Source organism: Embleya hyalina (assembly GCF_003967355.1).
Classification (GTDB): domain Bacteria; phylum Actinomycetota; class Actinomycetes; order Streptomycetales; family Streptomycetaceae; genus Embleya; species Embleya hyalina.
Genome location: NZ_BIFH01000013.1, coordinates 993,830 through 1,012,959 on the forward strand (window position 1 = coordinate 993,830; position 19,130 = coordinate 1,012,959).

At 71.0% G+C, this 19,130-nt stretch carries 17 protein-coding genes; 11 read left to right on the forward strand and 6 right to left on the reverse strand.

Annotated features, from left to right (window positions below):
• Nucleotides 1–39 precede the first annotated feature (39 nt).
• Nucleotides 40–378 (forward strand): cyclic-phosphate processing receiver domain-containing protein, encoded by a 339-nt coding sequence (locus tag EMA17_RS04285; RefSeq protein WP_126635483.1) that lies wholly within the window; start codon nt 40–42, stop codon nt 376–378.
• Between the two features lie 254 nt (nt 379–632).
• Here EMA17_RS04285 and EMA17_RS04290 read toward each other — a convergent pair whose 3' ends face one another.
• Entirely contained in the window at nt 633–1,238 is a 606-nt protein-coding gene (locus tag EMA17_RS04290) for a dihydrofolate reductase family protein (RefSeq protein WP_126635484.1), read from the reverse strand.
• A gap of 572 nt (nt 1,239–1,810) precedes the next feature.
• Here EMA17_RS04290 and EMA17_RS04295 point away from each other — a divergent pair.
• Together EMA17_RS04295 and EMA17_RS04300 are read left to right on the forward strand one after the other, a co-directional pair.
• Nucleotides 1,811–2,956, forward strand: coding sequence for a serine hydrolase domain-containing protein (locus tag EMA17_RS04295; RefSeq protein ID WP_246126432.1), 1,146 nt, complete (start codon nt 1,811–1,813; stop codon nt 2,954–2,956).
• Between the two features lie 4 nt (nt 2,957–2,960).
• On the forward strand, nt 2,961–4,196 hold the full coding sequence (locus EMA17_RS04300; RefSeq protein WP_126635485.1) for a serine hydrolase domain-containing protein: 1,236 nt from the start codon (nt 2,961–2,963) through the stop codon (nt 4,194–4,196).
• Nucleotides 4,197–4,298: 102 nt separating this feature from the next.
• Here the strand turns inward: EMA17_RS04300 and EMA17_RS04305 are convergent, their stop codons facing one another.
• The 4 genes from EMA17_RS04305 to EMA17_RS04320 all read right to left on the reverse strand — a co-directional run bounded on the left by EMA17_RS04305 (nt 4,299) and on the right by EMA17_RS04320 (nt 7,457).
• Nucleotides 4,299–4,550, reverse strand: coding sequence for a hypothetical protein (locus EMA17_RS04305; RefSeq protein ID WP_126635486.1), 252 nt, complete (start codon nt 4,548–4,550; stop codon nt 4,299–4,301).
• 3 nt (nt 4,551–4,553) lie between these two features.
• The gene (locus EMA17_RS04310; protein ID WP_126635577.1) at nt 4,554–4,832 is read right to left on the reverse strand and encodes a hypothetical protein; all 279 of its coding nucleotides are present in this window, start codon (nt 4,830–4,832) and stop codon (nt 4,554–4,556) included.
• A gap of 236 nt (nt 4,833–5,068) precedes the next feature.
• The gene (locus EMA17_RS04315) at nt 5,069–6,457 is read right to left on the reverse strand and encodes a serine/threonine-protein kinase (protein ID WP_246126433.1); all 1,389 of its coding nucleotides are present in this window, start codon (nt 6,455–6,457) and stop codon (nt 5,069–5,071) included.
• A gap of 241 nt (nt 6,458–6,698) precedes the next feature.
• Nucleotides 6,699–7,457 carry a TetR/AcrR family transcriptional regulator gene (locus tag EMA17_RS04320; RefSeq protein WP_126635487.1) on the reverse strand — a complete coding sequence of 253 codons (759 nt, stop codon included), beginning with the start codon at nt 7,455–7,457 and terminating at the stop codon, nt 6,699–6,701.
• A 76-nt stretch (nt 7,458–7,533) separates the two neighbouring features.
• Between EMA17_RS04320 and EMA17_RS04325 the strand changes: the two genes are divergently transcribed.
• From EMA17_RS04325 to EMA17_RS04340, 4 genes are all read left to right on the forward strand, one after another.
• Nucleotides 7,534–8,484, forward strand: a complete 951-nt coding sequence (locus tag EMA17_RS04325; protein WP_126635488.1) for an MBL fold metallo-hydrolase — start codon at nt 7,534–7,536, stop codon at nt 8,482–8,484.
• Between the two features lie 124 nt (nt 8,485–8,608).
• Nucleotides 8,609–9,055: a carboxymuconolactone decarboxylase family protein gene (locus EMA17_RS04330; protein WP_126635489.1), complete on the forward strand. Its 447-nt coding sequence runs from the start codon at nt 8,609–8,611 to the stop codon at nt 9,053–9,055.
• A gap of 81 nt (nt 9,056–9,136) precedes the next feature.
• A complete protein-coding gene (locus EMA17_RS04335) occupies nt 9,137–9,928 on the forward strand; it encodes a maleylpyruvate isomerase family mycothiol-dependent enzyme (protein WP_126635490.1) in 792 nt (263 codons plus the stop codon).
• A 429-nt stretch (nt 9,929–10,357) separates the two neighbouring features.
• A complete protein-coding gene (locus EMA17_RS04340; protein WP_126635491.1) occupies nt 10,358–10,708 on the forward strand; it encodes a hypothetical protein in 351 nt (116 codons plus the stop codon).
• A 314-nt stretch (nt 10,709–11,022) separates the two neighbouring features.
• On the opposite strand, the gene EMA17_RS04345 is transcribed toward EMA17_RS04340, so the two are convergent.
• Nucleotides 11,023–11,673 (reverse strand): hypothetical protein, encoded by a 651-nt coding sequence (locus tag EMA17_RS04345; protein ID WP_126635492.1) that lies wholly within the window; start codon nt 11,671–11,673, stop codon nt 11,023–11,025.
• 511 nt (nt 11,674–12,184) lie between these two features.
• Here EMA17_RS04345 and EMA17_RS04350 point away from each other — a divergent pair.
• The 4 genes from EMA17_RS04350 to EMA17_RS04365 all read left to right on the forward strand — a co-directional run.
• The gene (locus EMA17_RS04350) at nt 12,185–15,316 is read left to right on the forward strand and encodes an amino acid adenylation domain-containing protein (protein ID WP_160161312.1); all 3,132 of its coding nucleotides are present in this window, start codon (nt 12,185–12,187) and stop codon (nt 15,314–15,316) included.
• A gap of 25 nt (nt 15,317–15,341) precedes the next feature.
• Complete coding sequence (locus tag EMA17_RS04355; RefSeq protein WP_126635494.1) at nt 15,342–16,556, forward strand: FAD-dependent oxidoreductase; 1,215 nt, start codon at nt 15,342–15,344, stop codon at nt 16,554–16,556.
• Nucleotides 16,557–16,753: 197 nt separating this feature from the next.
• Nucleotides 16,754–18,418, forward strand: coding sequence for a thiamine pyrophosphate-dependent enzyme (locus EMA17_RS04360; protein ID WP_126635495.1), 1,665 nt, complete (start codon nt 16,754–16,756; stop codon nt 18,416–18,418).
• Between the two features lie 382 nt (nt 18,419–18,800).
• The coding region (locus EMA17_RS04365) for a hypothetical protein (RefSeq protein ID WP_246126434.1) at nt 18,801–19,130 on the forward strand (330 nt) is incomplete at its 3' end.

Below are 19,130 nucleotides of genomic sequence, written 5' to 3' on the forward strand. Positions count from 1 at the left end.
CCCGTGGTCGTTCCGCCCGCCCACGGTGACAATAATCCGATGAAGGAAGCCTCCACCGCGCCGACGCCGGTCGTCCTCGGCATCGACGACCTCCGACCGCTCCCCATGGCCACGCGGATTGCCCGCACCAGCCGCGAAGGCATCCAGCTCCTGGAAGAGCACCGCGACACCTTCATCGACGAGCTGTGGCTCGACCATGATCTCGGCGGGGACGACACCATCATGCCGGTGGTGACCCTCATGGAAGAAGCCGCCTTCGACGGACGCCCCTTTCGGATCGGAGCGATCTTCGTCCACAGCGCCAACCCCACCGGCGCCGAAACCGTCGTCCGCTCACTCACCCGCTGGAACTACCGTGTCCGGCGGGCGACGGCTTAGGAGGTCCGGCCGCCGGCCGACACACGGCGGGAACCCGGTTCGTCCCCAGTCTCCGGTGCCGGATCGGAATGCTCGTCTGCGCATTGCCGATGGCATCGGAAGGCTACTGCGCGAGGGGGCTGCTTGGCTGATCCAATCCCTCCACACGACGCGGAACGGGCCTTTCGACGTGGGTCGTTCGCCTTCCGTCGGGTTCTGCTTCGCGTTTGCCGACTGCCGGTCCGGTGCCGTCCGGACCGGCGGTCGGGGTGATGTCAGGCGGGGACGCCGAGCGGTGGGTGCTCGAGCACGCGGGGCTTGTACTCGACCAGTTGGATGCGTCCGTCGAAGGTGCGGTGTTCGATCATCTCGAGGGCCACGTCCGGGTAGCCGTCGTAGATGCGTTCCTCGCCCGTGGCACCGGTGATCACCGGGAACATCACGACCCGGAAGCGGTCGACGAGTCCGGCTCGCAGCAGGGACCGGGACAGGTCGAGGCTGCCGATCGTGCTGAGGAGTCCCGAGCCGCTCGACTTCATGGCGCGGACCGTCTCGACGGCGTCGTCGCGGACGAGCGTGGAGTTGGCCCACGTCAGCGGGTCCTCGAGCGAGGAGGAGAACACCACCTTGGACGCTTGCGTGAGCTCGTCGACGGACGCCTCTTCCTCGGGCCTGAATTCGTCCTGGCCGCTCGGGATCTCACCTGCGGCGAAGCCCGACATCAGGCGGTAGGTGTTCGCTCCCATCAGGTAGGTGGCCCCGGGCTGCTCGCCGAGCCACGCGAGGTATTCCGGGCCCTCGAGGCCCCAGAACCCGGGCCATCCCTCTCCCGATGCATAGCCGTCGAGGGACGTGATGAAGTCGACCAGAAGCTCCGACACGGCGGTGTCCTTTCGTGGGGTGTCACGAGCTTGGACCGGTCGGGAGCCACAAACTCATCGGCCGCGCCGTGGAGCAACGAGAAAACCCATGACGCCGCAGCCGATCAGACCGGCGGAGCCGGTCAGGTCGATCAACCGCTCGTCCGGGCGCCGTTCGCGTCCGGCGCGAGCCGTCGTTCGATGCGCACGCCGTTCCGGATGGTGCCCGGTGGTGCGGTGAGGTGTCCGTGGTGGCCTGTCCGGCGTCCGGGGATCGCCGAGCCGTTGTCCCAGGTGGCGTCGGGGTGGTTTCGGATCGTGCCGAGACTGGTGGGGGCCTCACATGGACGAACGGCCGGGCAGGGGTTCGGCCGGCCGGCGTTGCGCCTTTGTGGGCTGCGGTTTCCTGACCCGTGTGGCGGGTGGATCGTTTCCGGGGTGTCGCCCGTTCGGGTGGGAGTGCGCTTGGGGTGGTGCTCGGGTGGAACGACGCGGAGGGCGGTGTATTCGTAGGCCGGTGAGGCCGATTGCGGTCGGAGCGAGGAGCGGTGATGGTACGGCTGCGACGTGGGTCGAGGACCGTTCGGGCGGCCGTGACGGCGATCGCGACGGTTGCGGTCGCCACGGGTTCGAGTCCGCACGGGGGTGGTTCCGGCGCGGGCGGTGGGGTCGGTTCGCGGAGCACTCTGCAGCGCGACGTCGACCGGGTGCGCGACGCGGGGGCGATCGGGGTGCTGGCCGAGGTTCGCGATGTCGACGGGCGCCGGGTATCGGCGCGTTCCGGCGTCGCGGAACTGGGGACGTCGCGGCCGATCCCGACCGACGCGCACGTGCGGATCGGCAGCGCGACCAAGGCGTTCGTCGCCGTGGTCGTACTGCAACTGGTGGGCGAAGGAAGGCTGCGTCTCGACGACACCGTGGAGCGATGGCTGCCCGGCGTCGTGGCGGGCAACGGCAACGACGGCAGCCGGATCACCGTTCGCCAACTGCTCCAGCACACCAGCGGACTCCCACAGGTGTTCGACCTGCCGGGCGGCGAGAGCGCGGCGGACTTTCGACGGTACCGTCTCGACTCGCACTCGCCCGAGTACATCGTCCGACTCGCGATGGCCCACCCACCGGTGGCCGAACCGGGCACCACCTGGGTCTACTCCAACACGAACTATGTCCTCGCCGGAATGCTCGTCCGCGCCGTCACCGGAAAGACATGGGACCACGAGACGATGCGGCGCATCACCGTGCCGCTCGGGCTCGACGACACCATGGTCCCGCGCGAGAACCCCCTCCTCCCACACCCGCACTCCCACACCTACCGGCAGTTCGCTCCCGGCGAGCCCTGGACCGACACCACGATCGTCAACATGGAGGACTCGGGCGCCGAAGGCTCGATCGTGAGCACGACACGCGACCTCGGCGAGTTCCTGCGGGCCCTGGTCACCGGGGGACTGCTCGCTCCGGCGGAACTCGCGGAGATGCAACGCACGGTACCGGTACCGGAGTTCGCCGAATTCGGGATGCGCTACGGGCTCGGCCTGATGTGGTTCGACCTCGGCTGCGGCGGCGGATACTGGACCCACTGGGGTGACACTCTCGGAGCGAGCACCCGCGGCGGGATCACCGCCGACGGACGCCGGAGCGTCGTGGTCTCGGTGAGCGGCAACGGCGACCACCTCGGCCTTCCGCTGGAACGCCTGGCCCTGCACCCGCTCGTCGACAACGCGCTGTGCCGGGGACGCTGACCCGATGCCCCGTCCCTCGCGCCGCCTGTACCCGTCCGGGCTTCTCGCCACCGCAGTCGCCGCCCTCGCCCTCGTCACCGCCGTCCTCGTGACGACCGCGGCCGGCACCGCGTCCCCGTACGACGCGGCGCGGGCGCGGGCGACCGTCGGGGCGGAGCACGAGACGCTGCAACGTGACACCGACGCCGTCCTGGCCGCCGGCACCGTCGGCGTCCTCGCCCGCGCCCGAAGCGCCGCCGGCACCACCACCGCGCACGCCGGCACGGCACGGCTCGACCGCAGCCTGCCGATTCCCCACGGGTCGCGGTGGCGTATCGGCAGCACCACCAAGACCTTCGTCGCCACGGTCGTCCTGCAACTCGTCGGAGAGGGCCGGCTCCACCTCGACGACACCGTGGAACACCTGCTGCCCGGCGTCGTCACCGGAAACGGCAACGACGGCGGCCGCATCACCGTCCGCCATCTCCTCCAGCACACCAGCGGATTGTTCGACCACTACGGGGACGCCGACGCATGGCCCCAGTTCACCGACGCGGCCGCCTGGCGCGCCCACCGCTTCCGGACCTACACCGCGGCCGAGATGGTCTCCGTCGCACTGCGCCACCCGCCCGACTTCGCGCCCGGCGGAGGCTGGGGATACTCGAACACCAACTACGAACTCCTGGCCATGATCATCCACCGGACGACCGGGCGCACCTGGCAGACCGAGGTCACCACCCGGATCATCCGACGCCTCGACCTGCGCGACACCACCGCACCGACCACGAATCCCTCGATCCCCCGTCCCCACCCGCACGCCTACCGGGCGTTCCCCGACGAGCCCGCCCCCGTGGACGTCACCTTCTTCGACCCCAGCAACAGCGACAGCGCGGGCGCGATGATCGCCTCCGCGCACGACCTCGACCACTTCCTCACCGCCCTGCTCACCGGTCGGCTCCTGGCGCCGCCCCAACTGGCCGAAATGACACGCACCGTCCCCACCGCCGGGGACGTCCAGGCCGGCTGGCCGGGCTCACGGTACGGACTGGGCCTGATGTGGTTCCCCACCTCCTGCGGCGGCTACTGGGGACACGCCGGCGACACCTTCGGCTTCGTCACCCGCACCGGCGTCACCGCCGACACCGCCCGCGGCTTCACGGTCATGACCACCACCACGGCCACCGAGCGCACCGACGCCGCCATCACCACCCTGGCCGAGCACACCCTGTGCCCACACCGGACCCCACCACCCCGCCGGTGACCACCCGCCGACCCCACTGCTCGCGTTATCCCCGGCCGCACCAAACACGTCCCGGGCGGCCACGGATGCCAAGGGCATCGCCAACGCCGACCCGTTGCGGCGTCAGCCGAAGGGCGCGACCAGGCGTAGGACCGTGACGATCAGGACGCCGGAGCTGACTTCGTAACGCAGGACGGCTCCGGCGACGGAGACCTCGCGGCGGTCGCGGTTGCCCCGTACGGGTGCGGATCCGCAGCCGTACGGGTCGCGGCCGATGGAGCGGTCGATTCCGGAGCGGACCTCGCGCTGCCGCGCGGCGCTCAGCTTGGTCAACTCCGCCTCGGCTGTGCTCGCGTACTGCACGAGATAGGCCATCGTTCAATCCCCCAGATCGCGTGGCTTTCCCTCGTGGTCGAAGAACCCGAACCTCTCGCCCGCCCGGGCCCGCGCGGCGGCCTCGTCGTCCTCGGCGTCCGCCTCCGGCGGCAACGCCCACCCCAACAGGGCCCGCGCCTGGATCTGATCGAGCGGGATGGAGTACATCTCCTCGTCGAACGCGGCACGTCGGTCCTCCGGCAGCGCGGCGCGGATCTTGCCGAGCGTGTTCGGCAGTTCGACGCGTTCTCCGCGGACCACGGTGGTGTACCCCTCGGCCATCGACACCCTCTCGTTCCTCGCCACGACCCGACAACCCCAGCGTGACATCCCACCGGAGTTGATCGGTACCCGTGGCACGCGACGAGACCCGTTTGCGCGTCGCCGATCGAGGACGACCTTCGGGCACTTGCCGGTCACGTGGTGGGAATGCCCTGGCCGATGGGACGAGACGCACCACCACGTCGGTGCGGGTGCCTGCGGCGATTCGGCGTCCGTCGGGAGGCAGCGGCCGGCGGCTATCGGCCCACGTCGACCCGGAGGGAGAGTCGGTTGTTCTTCGTCTGGAGTGCGGCGCCTTGAAGGGTCGGGTCCTCGTACGACGGCACCCGCACGATCAGGATGGGGCAGCCGTACTCGTCGTCGAGGCAGCCGCCGAGTTCGGCCCCGAGGGCGTCGATCCGGGCCACGCCCGGCTGCCGCGCCATCCACTCCGTGGCCAGGCGGACCTGGTCGGCGCAGTGGTCGATGCACGGGGCAGGCCACGTGTACGTCACCTGTGCCCGGTTCGGGCGGACGCGCGTCGTGGTCGGTCGGGAGAAGCCCGCCGGGACGGTCAGGGCTTCGGCCACCTTCCGGTTGGCCTCGTAGCGGCTGTCGTCGCCGGCTCCCTGGGAGATGATGTACCCGGCGCCTGCCGCCATCGCGAGCACCAGTGTCGCCACGCCCAGTTTGGCCCGTCGTGGAAACGGTCGGTGTGGTGCGGGCTCCGGCTCGGGGGTGGGCCTCGGCGCAGTCTGCCGTACGGTGGGGCTCCACGCCGGCATCGTGGGAGGTACCAACGTATCGGGGCCTGCCGCCGGGGGAGTTGGTGCCGCGACGCTGTTCAGCACGGCTTGCAGCCGGTCCATGGTCGGGCGCGCGGCCGGATCCTTGTGCAGCAGCCCGTCGAGTACGGGGCCGAGCGCTCCCGCCCGCGCGGCCGGGATGGGCGGTTCGGTCGCGACGGCGACCAGGACCGCGCTCGGGGTCGTCCCGGCGAACGGGGCGCGGCCCTCCACGGCGGCGTACAGCGTCGCGCCCAGGGACCACAGGTCGGACTCGGCCGTCGCGGGCAGGCCCCGGACCTGCTCGGGCGCCATGAACGCGGGCGTGCCCATGATCATGCCGGTGGCGGTGAGGGTGGCGTCTCCCTCGAGGGCGGCGATCCCGAAGTCGGTCAGGACGACCCGCTCCTCTTCGAGGAGGATGTTCGCGGGCTTGATGTCGCGGTGGGTGATCCCCATCCGGTGCGCGGCATCGAGCGCGGCGGCGACCTGCCGTCCGACGTCGGCGGTTCGCTCGGGCGTGAGCGCGCCTTGTGCCTGGATGAGGTCGGCCAGGGACCCGCCGTCCACCAACTCCATGATGATCCAGGGCCGTCCGTCGGGGCCGGATATGCGGTCGTGAACGGTGATGATCCCCGGATGCTTCAGTCGCGCTGCGGCACGGGCCTCGCGGTCGAGCCGGGCGATCCGGTTCTGCCGCTCGGGCTCCTCCAGATGCGAGGGGAGCCGCAACTCCTTGATGGCGACGTCCCGTCCCAACCGCTCGTCGTGGGCCCGCCAGACGGCGCCCATGCCACCTTGGCCGAGCAGTCGGCTCAACCGGTAGCGGCCCGACAGGAGTTGCCCGTGATCGTCGTCCACGCATGGAATATAGCCGGGCCGCCCGCGCCGGATCCCCGGCGCGGGTGTGGCCGGAGCGTCGAGGCGAAGGCTCCTACCCGGGTTCGCATTCTCCGCGGACCCGAGTGGTACCGGCCTCGCCCGGCTCGCAGACAGGTTCCACGAAGGGTCGGTTCCCCGCCATCGAGGTTCCCCGCCATGGCGGTTCCCCGGGCTCTCGCCGCCGACCTCGGCGATTTCCTCGCCGAGGCCCGCAGCCGCCTCACCGACCGATGCCGCCCCGCGCCGAGGAGCCGCCGGCCCGCCGTTCGGCCAGGCGTTCCGTGTGGGCGGAGCGTGCGGTCGGCCACGTCGGGGATACGGCCGTTTCCTGCGTCAGGCCGCCGAGGACGGCTCGCACGACGCGCTCCGCCTCCCGGTCGACGGCCTGTGGGCCGTCGAGGCTGACCAGCCCGTCGGCGAGCAGGGTGGCGAGTCCGTGTACGGCCGCCCAGACGACGAATTCGGCCCCCGGGCGTGCCGAGACGCCCAGGCAGCCGGCGTCCACCAGCCGGTCGAGTTCCGCGTCGAGTACGTCGTGGGGGTGCGGTGAGATCGAGGTGTCGGGGTCGGTGGCGCCGGCGCCGAAGGCCAGGCGGGCGACCGCCGGTTCCTCCAGAGCCCATCGAACGTAGCTGCGGCCGACGGCGACCAGGCGCTCCTGGGGGTCGGAATCCGGTTCGGCGTCCGGTTCGGAATCGGATTCCGAATCGGGTTCGGAACCTCGTTCGGGTTCGTGCCCGGCGGCGGCGCTCATACGTTCCCCGAGCCGGGCGAGTACCCGCTCGGACAGTGCGCGGACCAGTGCGTCTCGTGAGGCGAAGTGGTGGTAGGCGGCGCTCGGGCTGACTCCCACCCGGGCCGAGGCCTCCCGCAGTGACCAGCCCTCCACTCCGCGTTCGTGGACCAGTGTCTCCGCGGCGTCCAGCAGCGCGTCGCGCAGTTCTCCGTGGTGGTAGTTCCGGTGGTTCCCCTTGGCCATGCGTGAATCTTAACATCGCTCAGATTGGTGTTATGGTCGACGTGCATCTGAACGCTGATTAGATTGGAGTCGGGCCATGTGCCCCACCGAACCTTCATCCGGTGCGGCGAGCGCCGAGCCGACCGCCCAGGGCGCGCCCGACGTGAGCGACGCGCCGGCGCCGATCGTGACCGGCGAGCCGGTCGAGGTCTTCGACGGCGTCTTCGTGATCCCCGACCGGCGCGTGGAGCTCGTCCCGAACGTCGGCATCGTCGTGGGGGAGAAGGCCGCGCTGGTCATCGACACCGGCATCGGCCCCCGCAACGGCGCATACGTCCTGGAGCAGGCCCGACGCCTGGCCGGTCGGCGGCACCTGTACCTGACCGTCACGCACTTCCACCCCGAGCACGGCTTCGGCGCGCAGGCCTTCAAGGGCGCCGCGACGATCCTCTACAACCGGGGACAGCGCGACGAACTGCACCGCAAGGGCTCCGCATACCTCGACATGTTCAAGGGGCTGGGCCCACACATCGCGGCCGAACTCGACGGCGTCGACCTCGTCGACCCCGACGTCACCTACGACGACCGGGCCGAGATCGACCTCGGTGGCCGCACGGCGGTGCTGCGCACCGTCGGCCCGGCGCACACCGCCTCCGACCAGATCGTGCTCGTCGACGACCGCGTGCTGTTCGGCGGGGACCTGTTCGAGACCCGCATCTTCCCGATCACGCCGTACTTCCCGCCGTACGACGCCGACGTCGACGGCGGGCGTTGGATCACCGTGCTCGACCAACTCGCCGCCCTCGACCCCGAGATCGTCGTGCCCGGCCACGGCGAGGTGACGGATGTGTCGGTGATCCGCGATGTCCGCGACTACTTCGTCCACGTCCGGGACGAAGCCGCCCGCCTGCGAGCGGCCGGCGCCTCCGTCGACGAGGCGGCGGCGGCGATCGACAAGGACGCCCGCGTCCGCTGGAACACCTGGGAGCGGCCCGAGTGGATCGGCTTTGCCGCCCGGACCTTCTACGAGGCCGCGGCAACGGGCTGAACCACGCACGGCACATCCGTACCGACCCGCGACGTGCCGACCCGCGACGTGCCGGCCCGCGAGGGTCGGGACGCGGTTCGCGCCCGCGCCGAGCCCGCAGTGTGAACGGAAGGGAAAACGCATCATGAGCACACGCACCACCGAACCCGGTGCGGCCGGTCCCGAGACCCCGGAATCCGACCGCCGCCGAGAGCGCGGTGTCTCGGCCTACGCCAGGATCTTCGACGTACCCGAGCAGGAGGTACCCGCGGCCTTCTCCGCCCGAGTCGGGCCGCCCTTCGCCGAGGAGGCCCTACAGGCCGCCGGCGGAGCCGCGTGGTCGCACCCCGCGCTCGACGGACGGGACCGCAGCATCGCCGTCATCACCGCCCTGGCCGCCCAGGGCGTCGCCGGAGACCGCCTGGACACCCACCTGCAACTGGCCCGGCGGCACGGCCTCGACGAAGACGCCCTCACCGCCCTCATGACGCTCCTGGCCGGCTACATTGGATACCCCCGGGCCTCCCTCGCCATGGAGACCGTCCACGGGGCATTCGCCCCGACCGGCCGGAACGACAGCGCCCACCGGTAGACCGATCCGGTCCTCGGCGACACATCCCTCCCTCCCCGATCCGCCCACACCCGCTCACGGGTCGAACCCCCTGGACGACACATGACAAGCCCCGACGCGGTGATCGCCGCGTTCCGCACCGAACACGACATCCTCGCCGAAGTCGTGTCCTCGTTCGGCGAGGACGACCCGGCCCGGCCCTCGGGCGCTGCCCGATGGGACGTCTCGGAGGTCCTGAGCCATCTGGGCAGCGGCGCCGAGATCACGCAGGCCACCGTCCGAGCCGCCCTCGACGGCACGCCGATTCCCGGCCGCGACGTCCTCGAGACCGTCTGGGACAAGTGGAACGCCATGACCCGCAGGCAACGGGTCGACGGGTTCCTCCGGGCGAACCGCACGCTGATCGCACTCTACGCATCGCCGGCCGTGCACACCCGAGAGTCCCTGCGCATCGACATGGGCTTCCTGCCCGAGCCGGTCGACCTGGCCACGGCCGTGCGGATGCGACTCTCCGAGCTCGCCCTGCACTCGTGGGACGTGCGCGTGGCCTTCGACGAACACGCCGCGCTGACCCCGAGCGCGACGCGGCAACTCCTGCACGGAGCACCCGATCTCATCGGCTGGATCGGCAAATCCGAACCGCTCGACGGCAGGCACAACGTCATCCACGTCACCACGAGCGGACCCGCGACGGTCTTCGCGCTGCGCCTGCAGTCTCGGATCAGTGTGGACTTCGACGTCGCGGACACGCCCGACGGCACGCTCACACTGCCCGCCGAATCCTGGCTACGACTCGTGGCCGGCCGCCTCGCCCCACGTCACACACCAAGTGGCATCACCACCACCGGCGCCGCCGACATCGACCTGCTACGAAGGGTCTTCCCCGGTTACTGAGGCGGCGGACACGGCTCGCGTACCGCGGCGCGAGCCGGTGCCAGGACCCGACAGCTCCGGCCAACAGCCGACCGGCGCGACCGTCGACCGTGGGTAGGGCTGTGACTGCCGATGGTCGGTGCGGTGGTAATCGGTCAACCTGTGCTTCGGGGCGGGTGTGACGGGCGCGGGGTGCGGGCCTGTGTACCTGGGGAAGGGCGGTGGTCCGGAGTCGGTCACCGATGAGCGTTGGCGTCGTGGCCGGTGGGCGGTCGTTCGCGGTGCGGCCGATTACGAGCGCTGCGGCTCGTGGTGCCCTTGTCCGCGGGCGGCTTCGTCGTGAGACTTCCATCGTGTGCGCACTGCGGCGCCGGGGCGAGGAATGGAACCCGGTTCCGGCGCCGGCCATCGGTTCCGTCCCATCGGACGAACATCCGGGAGCGCAATCCCATGTCTCGATCGAAACTCCGGTCCGTGCTGCTCGGTCTGGGCACCGCGGCCGCCATGCTCGGCACCACTCAGGCAACCGCCGTGACAACCGGGACCCCTGCTTCGGCAGAGGTGTCCCCGGCCACGAGCTATTCCTGCACGGTCCCACCCGGCTACACCTACACCGCGGCCACGCTCGTGTCGTTCTGTGGGGGTACCGGTCTCAGTCCGTACTACACGATCGAACTTCCCAGCACGGGATTGTGGGCCTGTCTGGTCCCGCCGGGCTTCACCTACACCCAGACCACGAGGGTCACGTGGTGCGACCCACATGGCTCGATGACCAATCAGTACCGTCTCCTGAAGCTCTGACCGGACGCTGCCGGCCGACGAGAGGGCCCGGTTCACGGTCGAGATCGCGAAACGCGTTACGGAGTCCCCTCTCGAAGGGGCGGGATCCCCGACCACAGGGCGACCACGGGCTCGACGAGTCCGTGGTCGCCCCGACGGTTGTCCCGGCGAACGGCCGCATGCCGTCCGGCCTGTTCCGGATTCGGGTCCTGGGGTGGTCGCGGCGTCGGCGACGTTGTCGGCGGCGTCGGCGAACCCGGCGAGCGGCCCGCGAACGCTCCGCGATCGCACGCCGCGCCGCGATCGTGACGTGACCCGGGCGGTGTCGTCCGAGGTCACTCGCCGTCCACGAAACCCCAGTAGTCGGCGACGATCGAGTCGAGTTGGCGGGCCGCCTCGAGGATGTCCTCGGGGGACTCGCCGTGCTCCAGTCCGTAGGCGATCGTCTCGGCGGACTTGTCGACGAACTCCGCGGAGGGTTCGTTTCCCCACCACTCCATGTACTCGATGAGCGGTGTCGGTATGTCGCCCGACTTGCGGGCCGCGGAGGCGATCCGGCCGTAGAGCGGGCACCAGACGGCGAGGTCGCTGTGCACGTACAGGGCCACGCCACCGGGCTTGCCGAGCATGCCCGGCGCGATCAGACTGCCGACGGCGCGGGCCAGGCGTCCGCTGGTGGCGACGGAGAATTCCTCGGGCCGCAGGTCGACCGACCGGGCCGCCTCGGCCAGCAACAGGCGTGCCCGCGCCAGGGTCTGCACGACGAGGGCGAAGAGGTTCAGGGGCGCGCCGTCGTGGTGACGCGCGACCAGGAGTCCGTAGGTGACCAGTTCGGCCTCCTGGCAGTTGAACTCCGCGATCACCAGGCGCTGCAGCAGTTCCCGGTCCACGTCTCCGGCGCGTACGCGTGCGACGGTCTCGTTGCCCTCGATGCAGCGTTCGACATCGGGTCGCATGGTTTCGATCAGCTGCTCGACACTCATCATGGTCCTTTCTCGGGCCGGTGTCCGGCGGTGATCCCGCTTCGGGAATCTCGAATATCGAAAGGAGCCGCCGGAACCGGTCCGCGGATCGGTCCGCACACGGCGATCTCCTTCGCCGGGGCGGCTACCCGGCCGCACCTGTACCAATCGAACCCCGGACACCCGAGTGCCGGAAATTCGATACCAATAGCACGCGTTCCGCTTTCACCCCGACGCGACACCGCCCGTGGCGGACCCCGTGTGTTCCGCGCATCACGACCGGACCGAAACCCGCACGTCGGTGCGTTGATCGACAACCGATCACATATTCGTCGAAGCGTCTCGCCGGCTTGATTCCGATGATCGAATCCGGGAAATGCGACACGCAGGTGAAGGAAGTGTCCTGAGAATCACCAGAGTCGGTCCCACGGATGAATCCCAAGAATTTCCGGACAACATGCGCCGAAAATGCATCGGGTCACGGAAGACGGTGAAGACGTTTCAGCGAACGTTCACCAACAGACGGGAATCCCCCATGTCAGCCCCCGACCGGGACGACACCTCGCGCGGGCGCCATCTGGCCGCCGTGCGCGAGATCAATGACGTGCACACCGACTATCCGCGCGAGGCGACCGTGCACGAACTGTTCGCGCGCCAGGCGGAGCACACCCCGGACGCGCCCGCGATGGTGCGCGGCGACCGTCGCCTGACCTATCGCGAACTGCGCGAGGACGTGGAGCGATTGTCCGACCGGCTGGTCGCCGAGGGCGTACGGCCGGGCGATGTGGTGGCGGTCGTGTTGCCGCGGTCGATCGAGTGCGTCACCGCGGTCCTGGGCGTGCTGAGCGCCGGCGCGGCCTACCTGCCCCTGGACCCGGACTACCCCGAACGCCGCCTGACCCAGACCCTCACCGACGCCGGGGTGCGGCTCGCGATCACCGACGAGCGCCACCGCGCGTCGCTGGACGACCTGGTCGAGAGCCCGGCCGTGGTGGACGTGCACGACCTGCCGGAGCCCACGGGCGCCGCGCGTGCGGTCCGGGTCGGGCCCGACGACCCCGCCTATGTCATCTACACGTCCGGCTCCACCGGTGCGCCCAAGGGTGTGGTCGTCTCGCACCGGGGGCAGGTGCGGCTGGTGCGCGAGGGCGACCCGCGCCTGCGCCTGTCGTCGCGCGACGTGCTGTTGGCCACCACCAATCCGACGTTCGACGTCTCCTGCTTCGAGATGTTCGCCGCCCTGCTCAACGGGGCGTGCCTGGTCCTGGCGGAAGTCGACGCGCTTCTCGCGGCCGACTCGCTGGCGGAGGTGCTGCGCGCGGAGCACGTGACGGTCATGTGGCTGAGCGCGGGGCTGTTCCATCAGATGGCCATGGTGCGTCCGGCGATGTTCGCCGGTCTGCGCACGCTGATCGCGGGCGGCGACGCGCTCTCGCCGGAAGCGGTGCGCCGGGTCCTGGCGGAGGATCCTCCCGGAGCGCTGCTCAACGGCTACGGGCCCACCGAGAACGCGTCGCTGTCCACCGTGCACGTGATCACCGAACTCGCCCCGGACGCCCGGACGGTGCCGATCGGCACGCCGGTCGCCAACTCCACCGCGTACGTGCTCACGGCCGACGGCGAACTCGCCGACGCGGGCGAGAGCGGCGAACTGTGGGTCGGCGGCGACGGCGTGGCCCTGGAATACCTCGGCAGGCCGAAGGCGACCGAGGACCACTTCGTGCCCGATCCCTTCACCCCGGACGCCTCCGGACGGCTGTACCGCACCGGCGACCTGGCCCGGTGGCGCGAGGACGGGGTCCTGGAATTCCTCGGCCGGCGCGACCGCCAGGTCAAGGTCCGCGGCTACCGGATCGAGCTCGACGAGATCGAGGCGCACCTGACCGGGCACGACGACGTGCGCGAGGCGGCAGCGGTCGCCTCGCACGAGGGCGACCGGGAATCGCTGATCGCCTGGGTCACCGCCGTCGACGACGCCGACGTCGGCGAACTGCCCGGGGAATTACGCGACTACCTGCGCGACCGGCTGCCCGAGTACATGGTGCCGCGACCGATCCTCGTGCGCTCCTCGCTGCCGCTGGTCGACTCGGGCAAACTCGATCGGCGGCGGCTGTTGCGCGAGGCGCGGGAGCGGGCCGAGGCCGACGGCGCCGACGGCGCGGATCCGCGCACACCCGTGGAGAAGACGACGGCCGAGGTGTGGTCGGAGGCCGTCGGGGTCGAGAGCATCGGCCGCGACACGGACTTCTTCGCCCTGGGCGGGAACTCGCTCCAGGCGACCCGCGTCGCGGCGGCCTGTCGTGCCCGGTTCGCCCTCGATCCCGCGCACAGCCGGTTCCTGATCCGCGTCCTGCTCGACAACCCGACACTGGGCGCGTTCGCCGCACGTGTCGCGTCACTGATCGAGGACCCGGGGCAGGACACCGCCGAGGACGCGGTGGACTTCGAGGCCGAGGCGCGGTTGGACCCCGACCGGCGTTTTCCCTCCGCGCAGGAACCCCCCGCCACCGGCCGGCTGGTGTTCCTCACCGGCTCCACCGGGTTCCTGGGCACCTACCTGCTCGACGCCCTGCTCGACGAAGGAGTCGCCGAGAAGGTCGTGTGCCTGGTCCGGGCACCGAACGAACACCGGGGCCGCCGGCGACTGGCCGCGCGCATGCGTCGCTACGGGCTCGACCCGACCCGCCTGGACGAACGCGTCACCATCGTGCTCGGCGACCTGAAGCGCCCGCGGTTCGGCCTCGACGAAGCCGCGTTCGACGCGCTGAGCGAGTCGGTCGACACGATCCTGCACGCCGGTTCGCAGGTGAACTTCGCCTACCCCTACGCGGCACTGCGCGAGAGCAACGTGGGCGGCACCCGCACCGTGCTGGATCTCGCCTCGCGCGGCACGGCCAAGATCCTGCACTACGTATCCACCATCGCGGTGATCGCCGGCTTCGGCGTCTCCGGCGTCGACCGGGTGGAGGAGGACGAACCGCTGCGCTTCGGCGACCGGATCTCGCTGGGCTACCCCGAGAGCAAGTGGGTGGCCGAGCGTCTGGTGGCACAGGCCGCGCGACAGGGCCTCGCGACGGCCGTGTACCGACCCTACGAGATCACCGGGACCACCGACGAAGGCATCTGGAACACCGACACGATGATGTGCGCGCTGTTCCGCAGCTTCGCCGAGACGGGCCTGGCCCCCGACATCCCGCTGCCGCTGGACTTCGTCCCCGTCGACTACACCGCGCGCGCCATCGTGCACATCCTGGCCCGACGGGCCGCGTGGGGACACGCCTACAACATCGCCAACCCGCGCGACGCGCGACTGGGATCGTTGGTGGAGCGGCTGCGGGCGATGGGCTACCCCATTCGCACGGTGTCCTACGACGAGTGGGTCTCGTACATGGCGGACCTGACCGCGCGCGATCCCGACCAGCCGATGGCGCCGTTCATGCCGATGTTCCTGGAGTCCGCGCACGACGCGGACATCTCGGTGAAGGAGATGTACTTCGCCGGCACCTTCCCGGACTTCGGCCGCGCCAATCTCGACGAGGCCCTGGCCGACTCGGGAGCGACCTGCCCCCCGGTCGACGCCGACCTCCTGGACATGTACCTGCGCTACTTCGTCTCGTCCGGCTTCCTGCGGCCACCCGACCACCCGGATCGACCGCGGGCGCACTGACCACATCGCACACAGGGAGAGGATCATGCGCATCGCCGTCATCGGCGCGGGCATCGCCGGGTTGACCGCCGCCTGGCTGCTCGACGAGGAACATCGAGTCACCGTCCACGAGGCCGCCGACCGGATCGGCGGCAACATCCACACGGTCCCCGTCAAGGGTGGCGGCGACGACGCCCTGCCCGTCGACCTCGGCGCCCAACTGCTGTCGCCCACCGCGTATCCATGCCACACCGCCCTGCGTCGGGCCCTGGGTCTGGCGGCCGACCACACCCTGAACGTCCCGATGACCGCCACGTTCGCGACGGCGGGACGCGCGACGCCGACGTTGGTCACCGCCGATTCCCCGACCGACGGGGCCACCGGCCGCAAACCGGTGAGCGGCCCGGCCGCGGCGACGTTCGCGACCCTGCTCGCCGACGTGGCCCGCCTGGACGCCGGGAACGGCCCCGTCACCACCACGGTCGCCGAACTGGCCGCCACACTGCCGCCCGCCGAGGTACGGGCCACCTTCCTGGCCTGGTGCGCCTCCCTCGTCGGTTGCACCCTCGACCAGGCCGCCGAGACCCCCGCACGGGCGCTCGCCGTCTGGACCACCGGAGCCTCCCCCGAACACCCCGACGCCGCACCCGTGTGGCATCTGCTCGCCACCGGACTGGGCGAGGTCGCCACCCGGATCGCCGCCTCGCTCCACACCCCCGTCCGCGTCGGCACACCCGCCCACACGATCGAGATCCGGGACGGTCGTCCGCACGTGCGCGACGCGACCGCCACCACCGACTACGACGCGATCGTCGTCGCGACACAGGCCCCGCAGGCCCGGGACCTGCTCCGCGGCTGCCCCGATCTCCAGGCCCCGGCAACCCACTTGGCGTCGTACGAGTACGTCCCACGACCATGGTCCTGCACCGCGACCCCGTCCACATGCCCCCCGACCCGGCGCACTGGTCCACCACCTGCGTCACCGTGGACGACCCCTGGGCCGAGAGCACGGTGTGGCTGGGCCCGGTCCTGGGCACCGACGTCTTCAAGAGCCGGGTCACCCACCGCGACGAGCCGCGGGACGTCATCGCCCGCGCCGAATACCGACAACTGCGCCCCACCGTCTCCGGAGTACTGGCGACCCACGCGCTCGGGGCCCATCAGGGCCGCCACGGCGTGTACTTCGCGGGAAGCCATCTCACGACCGCCGACAGCCAGGAGGGAGCGGTGCGCTCGGCCATCGACGCGGTGCGCCCACTGATCTCCACCGCGGGTCGGTACGCCCTGCTCACCGCCGGTGCCGCCCGACACTGACCCGCCCTCCGGCCGGTCCGGCCGACGAACTCCAGGCGGCGCGGCGCACGGGGCGAGGGCCGCCCCCGGCGGCGGCCCGCACCGCCCGACGGGTGACCACGACGCACGGATACATCCGAACCCGCACACCCTCGGAGGGACCCCATGCCCCAGGACCGCGTCGTCGACCCGACCGGTGCCGAACTCGTCTGTGAAATCCTCGTGGACGAGGGAGCGACCCACGTCTTCGGCAACCCGGGCACCACCGAGATCCCGTTCGTCCGGGCTCTGGCCGGGCGCGACGACATCGAATACGTCCTCGGCCTGCAGGAGGCGACGGTGGTCGCGATGGCCGACGGCATGGCCCGCCTGACCGGACGACCGACGTTCGTCAGCCTCCACGCCGCGGCCGGACTCGGCAACGGCATCGGCGCCCTGACCAACGCGGCGGCGGCCCACGTACCCATGGTCGTCACCGCCGGACAGCAGGACCTGCGCCACCTGTTGAGCGGGCCGGTCCTGGCCGGGGACCTCGCCGGACTGGCCGAGCCCACGGTCAAATGGGCACACGAGGTCCGCACGCGCGCGGAGGTGGGACCCTCGCTGCGCCGCGCGTTCCGGCTCGCGCTGAGCCCCCCGACCGGCCCGGTGTTCCTGTCCCTGCCGATGAACCTCCTGGACGAACGCGGCCCCTCCGCACCCGAACGCACCCCCGCGGCCATCCGGGGCGCGGCCCCGATCGACGCGCTGACGAGCCTCCTCGACCGGACACCCGCGGACGGGGTCGCCCTCGTCTACGGCGACGAGGTCGCCCGCTCGGCCCCGGCCGAGGGCATCGCCCTCGCCGAAACCCTGCGAGCCCCGGTATGGGGGGCCAGTTGGCCGTCCGCCAACCCCTTTCCCACCACCCACGACCTGTGGCGCGGATACCTGCCGCCCACCGCCTCGGGCATCCGCGAGACGCTGTCGGACCACCGACTGGTCCTGGTGCTCGGGGCACGCGCGTTTCTCGCCTACTTCCCCTACGCCCCGGGGCCCGTGACCGACGCGGGCACCCGTGTCGTGCAGATCAGTGACGAGCCCGACGACGCCGGTCGAACCACCCCCGTGGAACTGGCCCTGCACGGGGACCTGCGTGCCACGATCGCCCGCCTGTCGACCGCCCTGACGGACCGCCCGCGCCGCGATGCCGGACCGGCGTCCCCCGGCCCGGAGGCGGCCGGGCGGGCCCACGCGAACGGGCCACTCGACGCACGCTCCATCGCCCACGTCCTGGCCGCCACGTTGCCCGACGACGCCGTGATCCTGGACGAGGCTCCCGTGACGACCGACGACCTGCGCCACGCGCTGCGCCTGCACCGGCCCAACCGCTATCAGTGGGTCGCCGGCGGCCTGGGCTGGGCCATGCCGGCGGCGGTCGGCGCGGCGATGGCGCCCGCCCGGGAAGGAAAGCGGGTGTTGTGCGTCGTGGGCGACGGGTCCGCCCTGTACTCGCCGCAGGCACTGTGGACCGCCGCCCGACACCGGCTACCGATCACCTACGTGGTCGTCGACAACGGCGAATACCGCGTCCTGAAGGACAATTGGCAGATCCACACGCCCGGCGACCACGACCACTCGGCCCTGGACCTCGACCGCCCCCGCGTCGACTTCGTCGCCCTCGCCCGATCCATGGGCGTCGAAGCCCGATCCGTCACCGACAACGAAGACCTGCGCCGCACCCTGACCGCCGCCCACCGCCACGACCGCCCAACCCTCATCAAGGCCCACCTGCCACAACCACCCACCGAACGCCGCCGCCACCAATCCTCGGATCACGTGTGCGGGTGACCCTCCACACGGGGTTCGTGAGTGTCACGTTCCCTGGGGACGACACGATCCACACGATCCCGGACTGGGCGACGTACCACGCTGACAGCCTCGACATCTGCCGCGAGCACACCCAGCCGGACACGCCGTCCATGGTGTCCGGCTCGGAAGCCCTTGCAGTGACTTCCCCGAAGTACAGGTGGTCGAGACCCCGCTGCGCCGGGCTGCGGCTTCGGGGTTCGGTGCTCCGACCCGGGGCGCGGCACCAATTGAGGATTTCCCGTGGTGGGTGGTGTGTAGCCGGCCTCGGCCGTCGTTCGTATCGCGCCTGCGGTCCCCTCTTGTGGCGGCGGTGTGTGGCTGGGCATGCTCGAGGTGTCGGCACCGTGCGGGGAGGGTGGCCATGACCGATACCGAGGCACGCGAACAACGAGTCGTGGGATGGGTGTTGGACACCCCGGAGCCGCGTCTGCCCGTGAACCCGTCGGGAGCGGAGCCGTTGCCGGACCTGTCCGACCGTGAAGGTCCGGTGCCGTTCGCGTTCCGGTTCCTGGTGCCGGTCATCGGCACCGGCGGCATCCTCCCCAACGATCTGTCGTACGACGAGGACACGCAGACCGGGGTGTACGAGGACCTGCCGCCCGGCGTGTACATGACGAAGAACCCACCCAAGACCTACGGCCCCACCCAACCGTCGGGCCAGATGGATGCCCCCGACGACCCCGGTACCAGT

Excerpts from the sequence above, each read along its gene's own strand:
- EMA17_RS04285 (WP_126635483.1), top strand. The coding sequence starts at position 40 with ATGAAGGAAGCCTCCACCGCGCCGACGCCGGTCGTCCTCGGCATCGAC.
- EMA17_RS04300 (WP_126635485.1), top strand. The coding sequence starts at position 2,961 with ATGCCCCGTCCCTCGCGCCGCCTGTACCCGTCCGGGCTTCTCGCCACC.
- EMA17_RS04305 (WP_126635486.1), bottom strand. The coding sequence starts at position 4,550 with ATGGCCTATCTCGTGCAGTACGCGAGCACAGCCGAGGCGGAGTTGACC.
- EMA17_RS04310 (WP_126635577.1), bottom strand. The coding sequence starts at position 4,832 with ATGGCCGAGGGGTACACCACCGTGGTCCGCGGAGAACGCGTCGAACTG.
- EMA17_RS04320 (WP_126635487.1), bottom strand. The coding sequence starts at position 7,457 with ATGGCCAAGGGGAACCACCGGAACTACCACCACGGAGAACTGCGCGAC.
- EMA17_RS04325 (WP_126635488.1), top strand. The coding sequence starts at position 7,534 with ATGTGCCCCACCGAACCTTCATCCGGTGCGGCGAGCGCCGAGCCGACC.
- EMA17_RS04330 (WP_126635489.1), top strand. The coding sequence starts at position 8,609 with ATGAGCACACGCACCACCGAACCCGGTGCGGCCGGTCCCGAGACCCCG.
- EMA17_RS04335 (WP_126635490.1), top strand. The coding sequence starts at position 9,137 with ATGACAAGCCCCGACGCGGTGATCGCCGCGTTCCGCACCGAACACGAC.
- EMA17_RS04340 (WP_126635491.1), top strand. The coding sequence starts at position 10,358 with ATGTCTCGATCGAAACTCCGGTCCGTGCTGCTCGGTCTGGGCACCGCG.
- EMA17_RS04345 (WP_126635492.1), bottom strand. The coding sequence starts at position 11,673 with ATGATGAGTGTCGAGCAGCTGATCGAAACCATGCGACCCGATGTCGAA.
- EMA17_RS04350 (WP_160161312.1), top strand. The coding sequence starts at position 12,185 with ATGTCAGCCCCCGACCGGGACGACACCTCGCGCGGGCGCCATCTGGCC.
- EMA17_RS04355 (WP_126635494.1), top strand. The coding sequence starts at position 15,342 with ATGCGCATCGCCGTCATCGGCGCGGGCATCGCCGGGTTGACCGCCGCC.
- EMA17_RS04360 (WP_126635495.1), top strand. The coding sequence starts at position 16,754 with ATGCCCCAGGACCGCGTCGTCGACCCGACCGGTGCCGAACTCGTCTGT.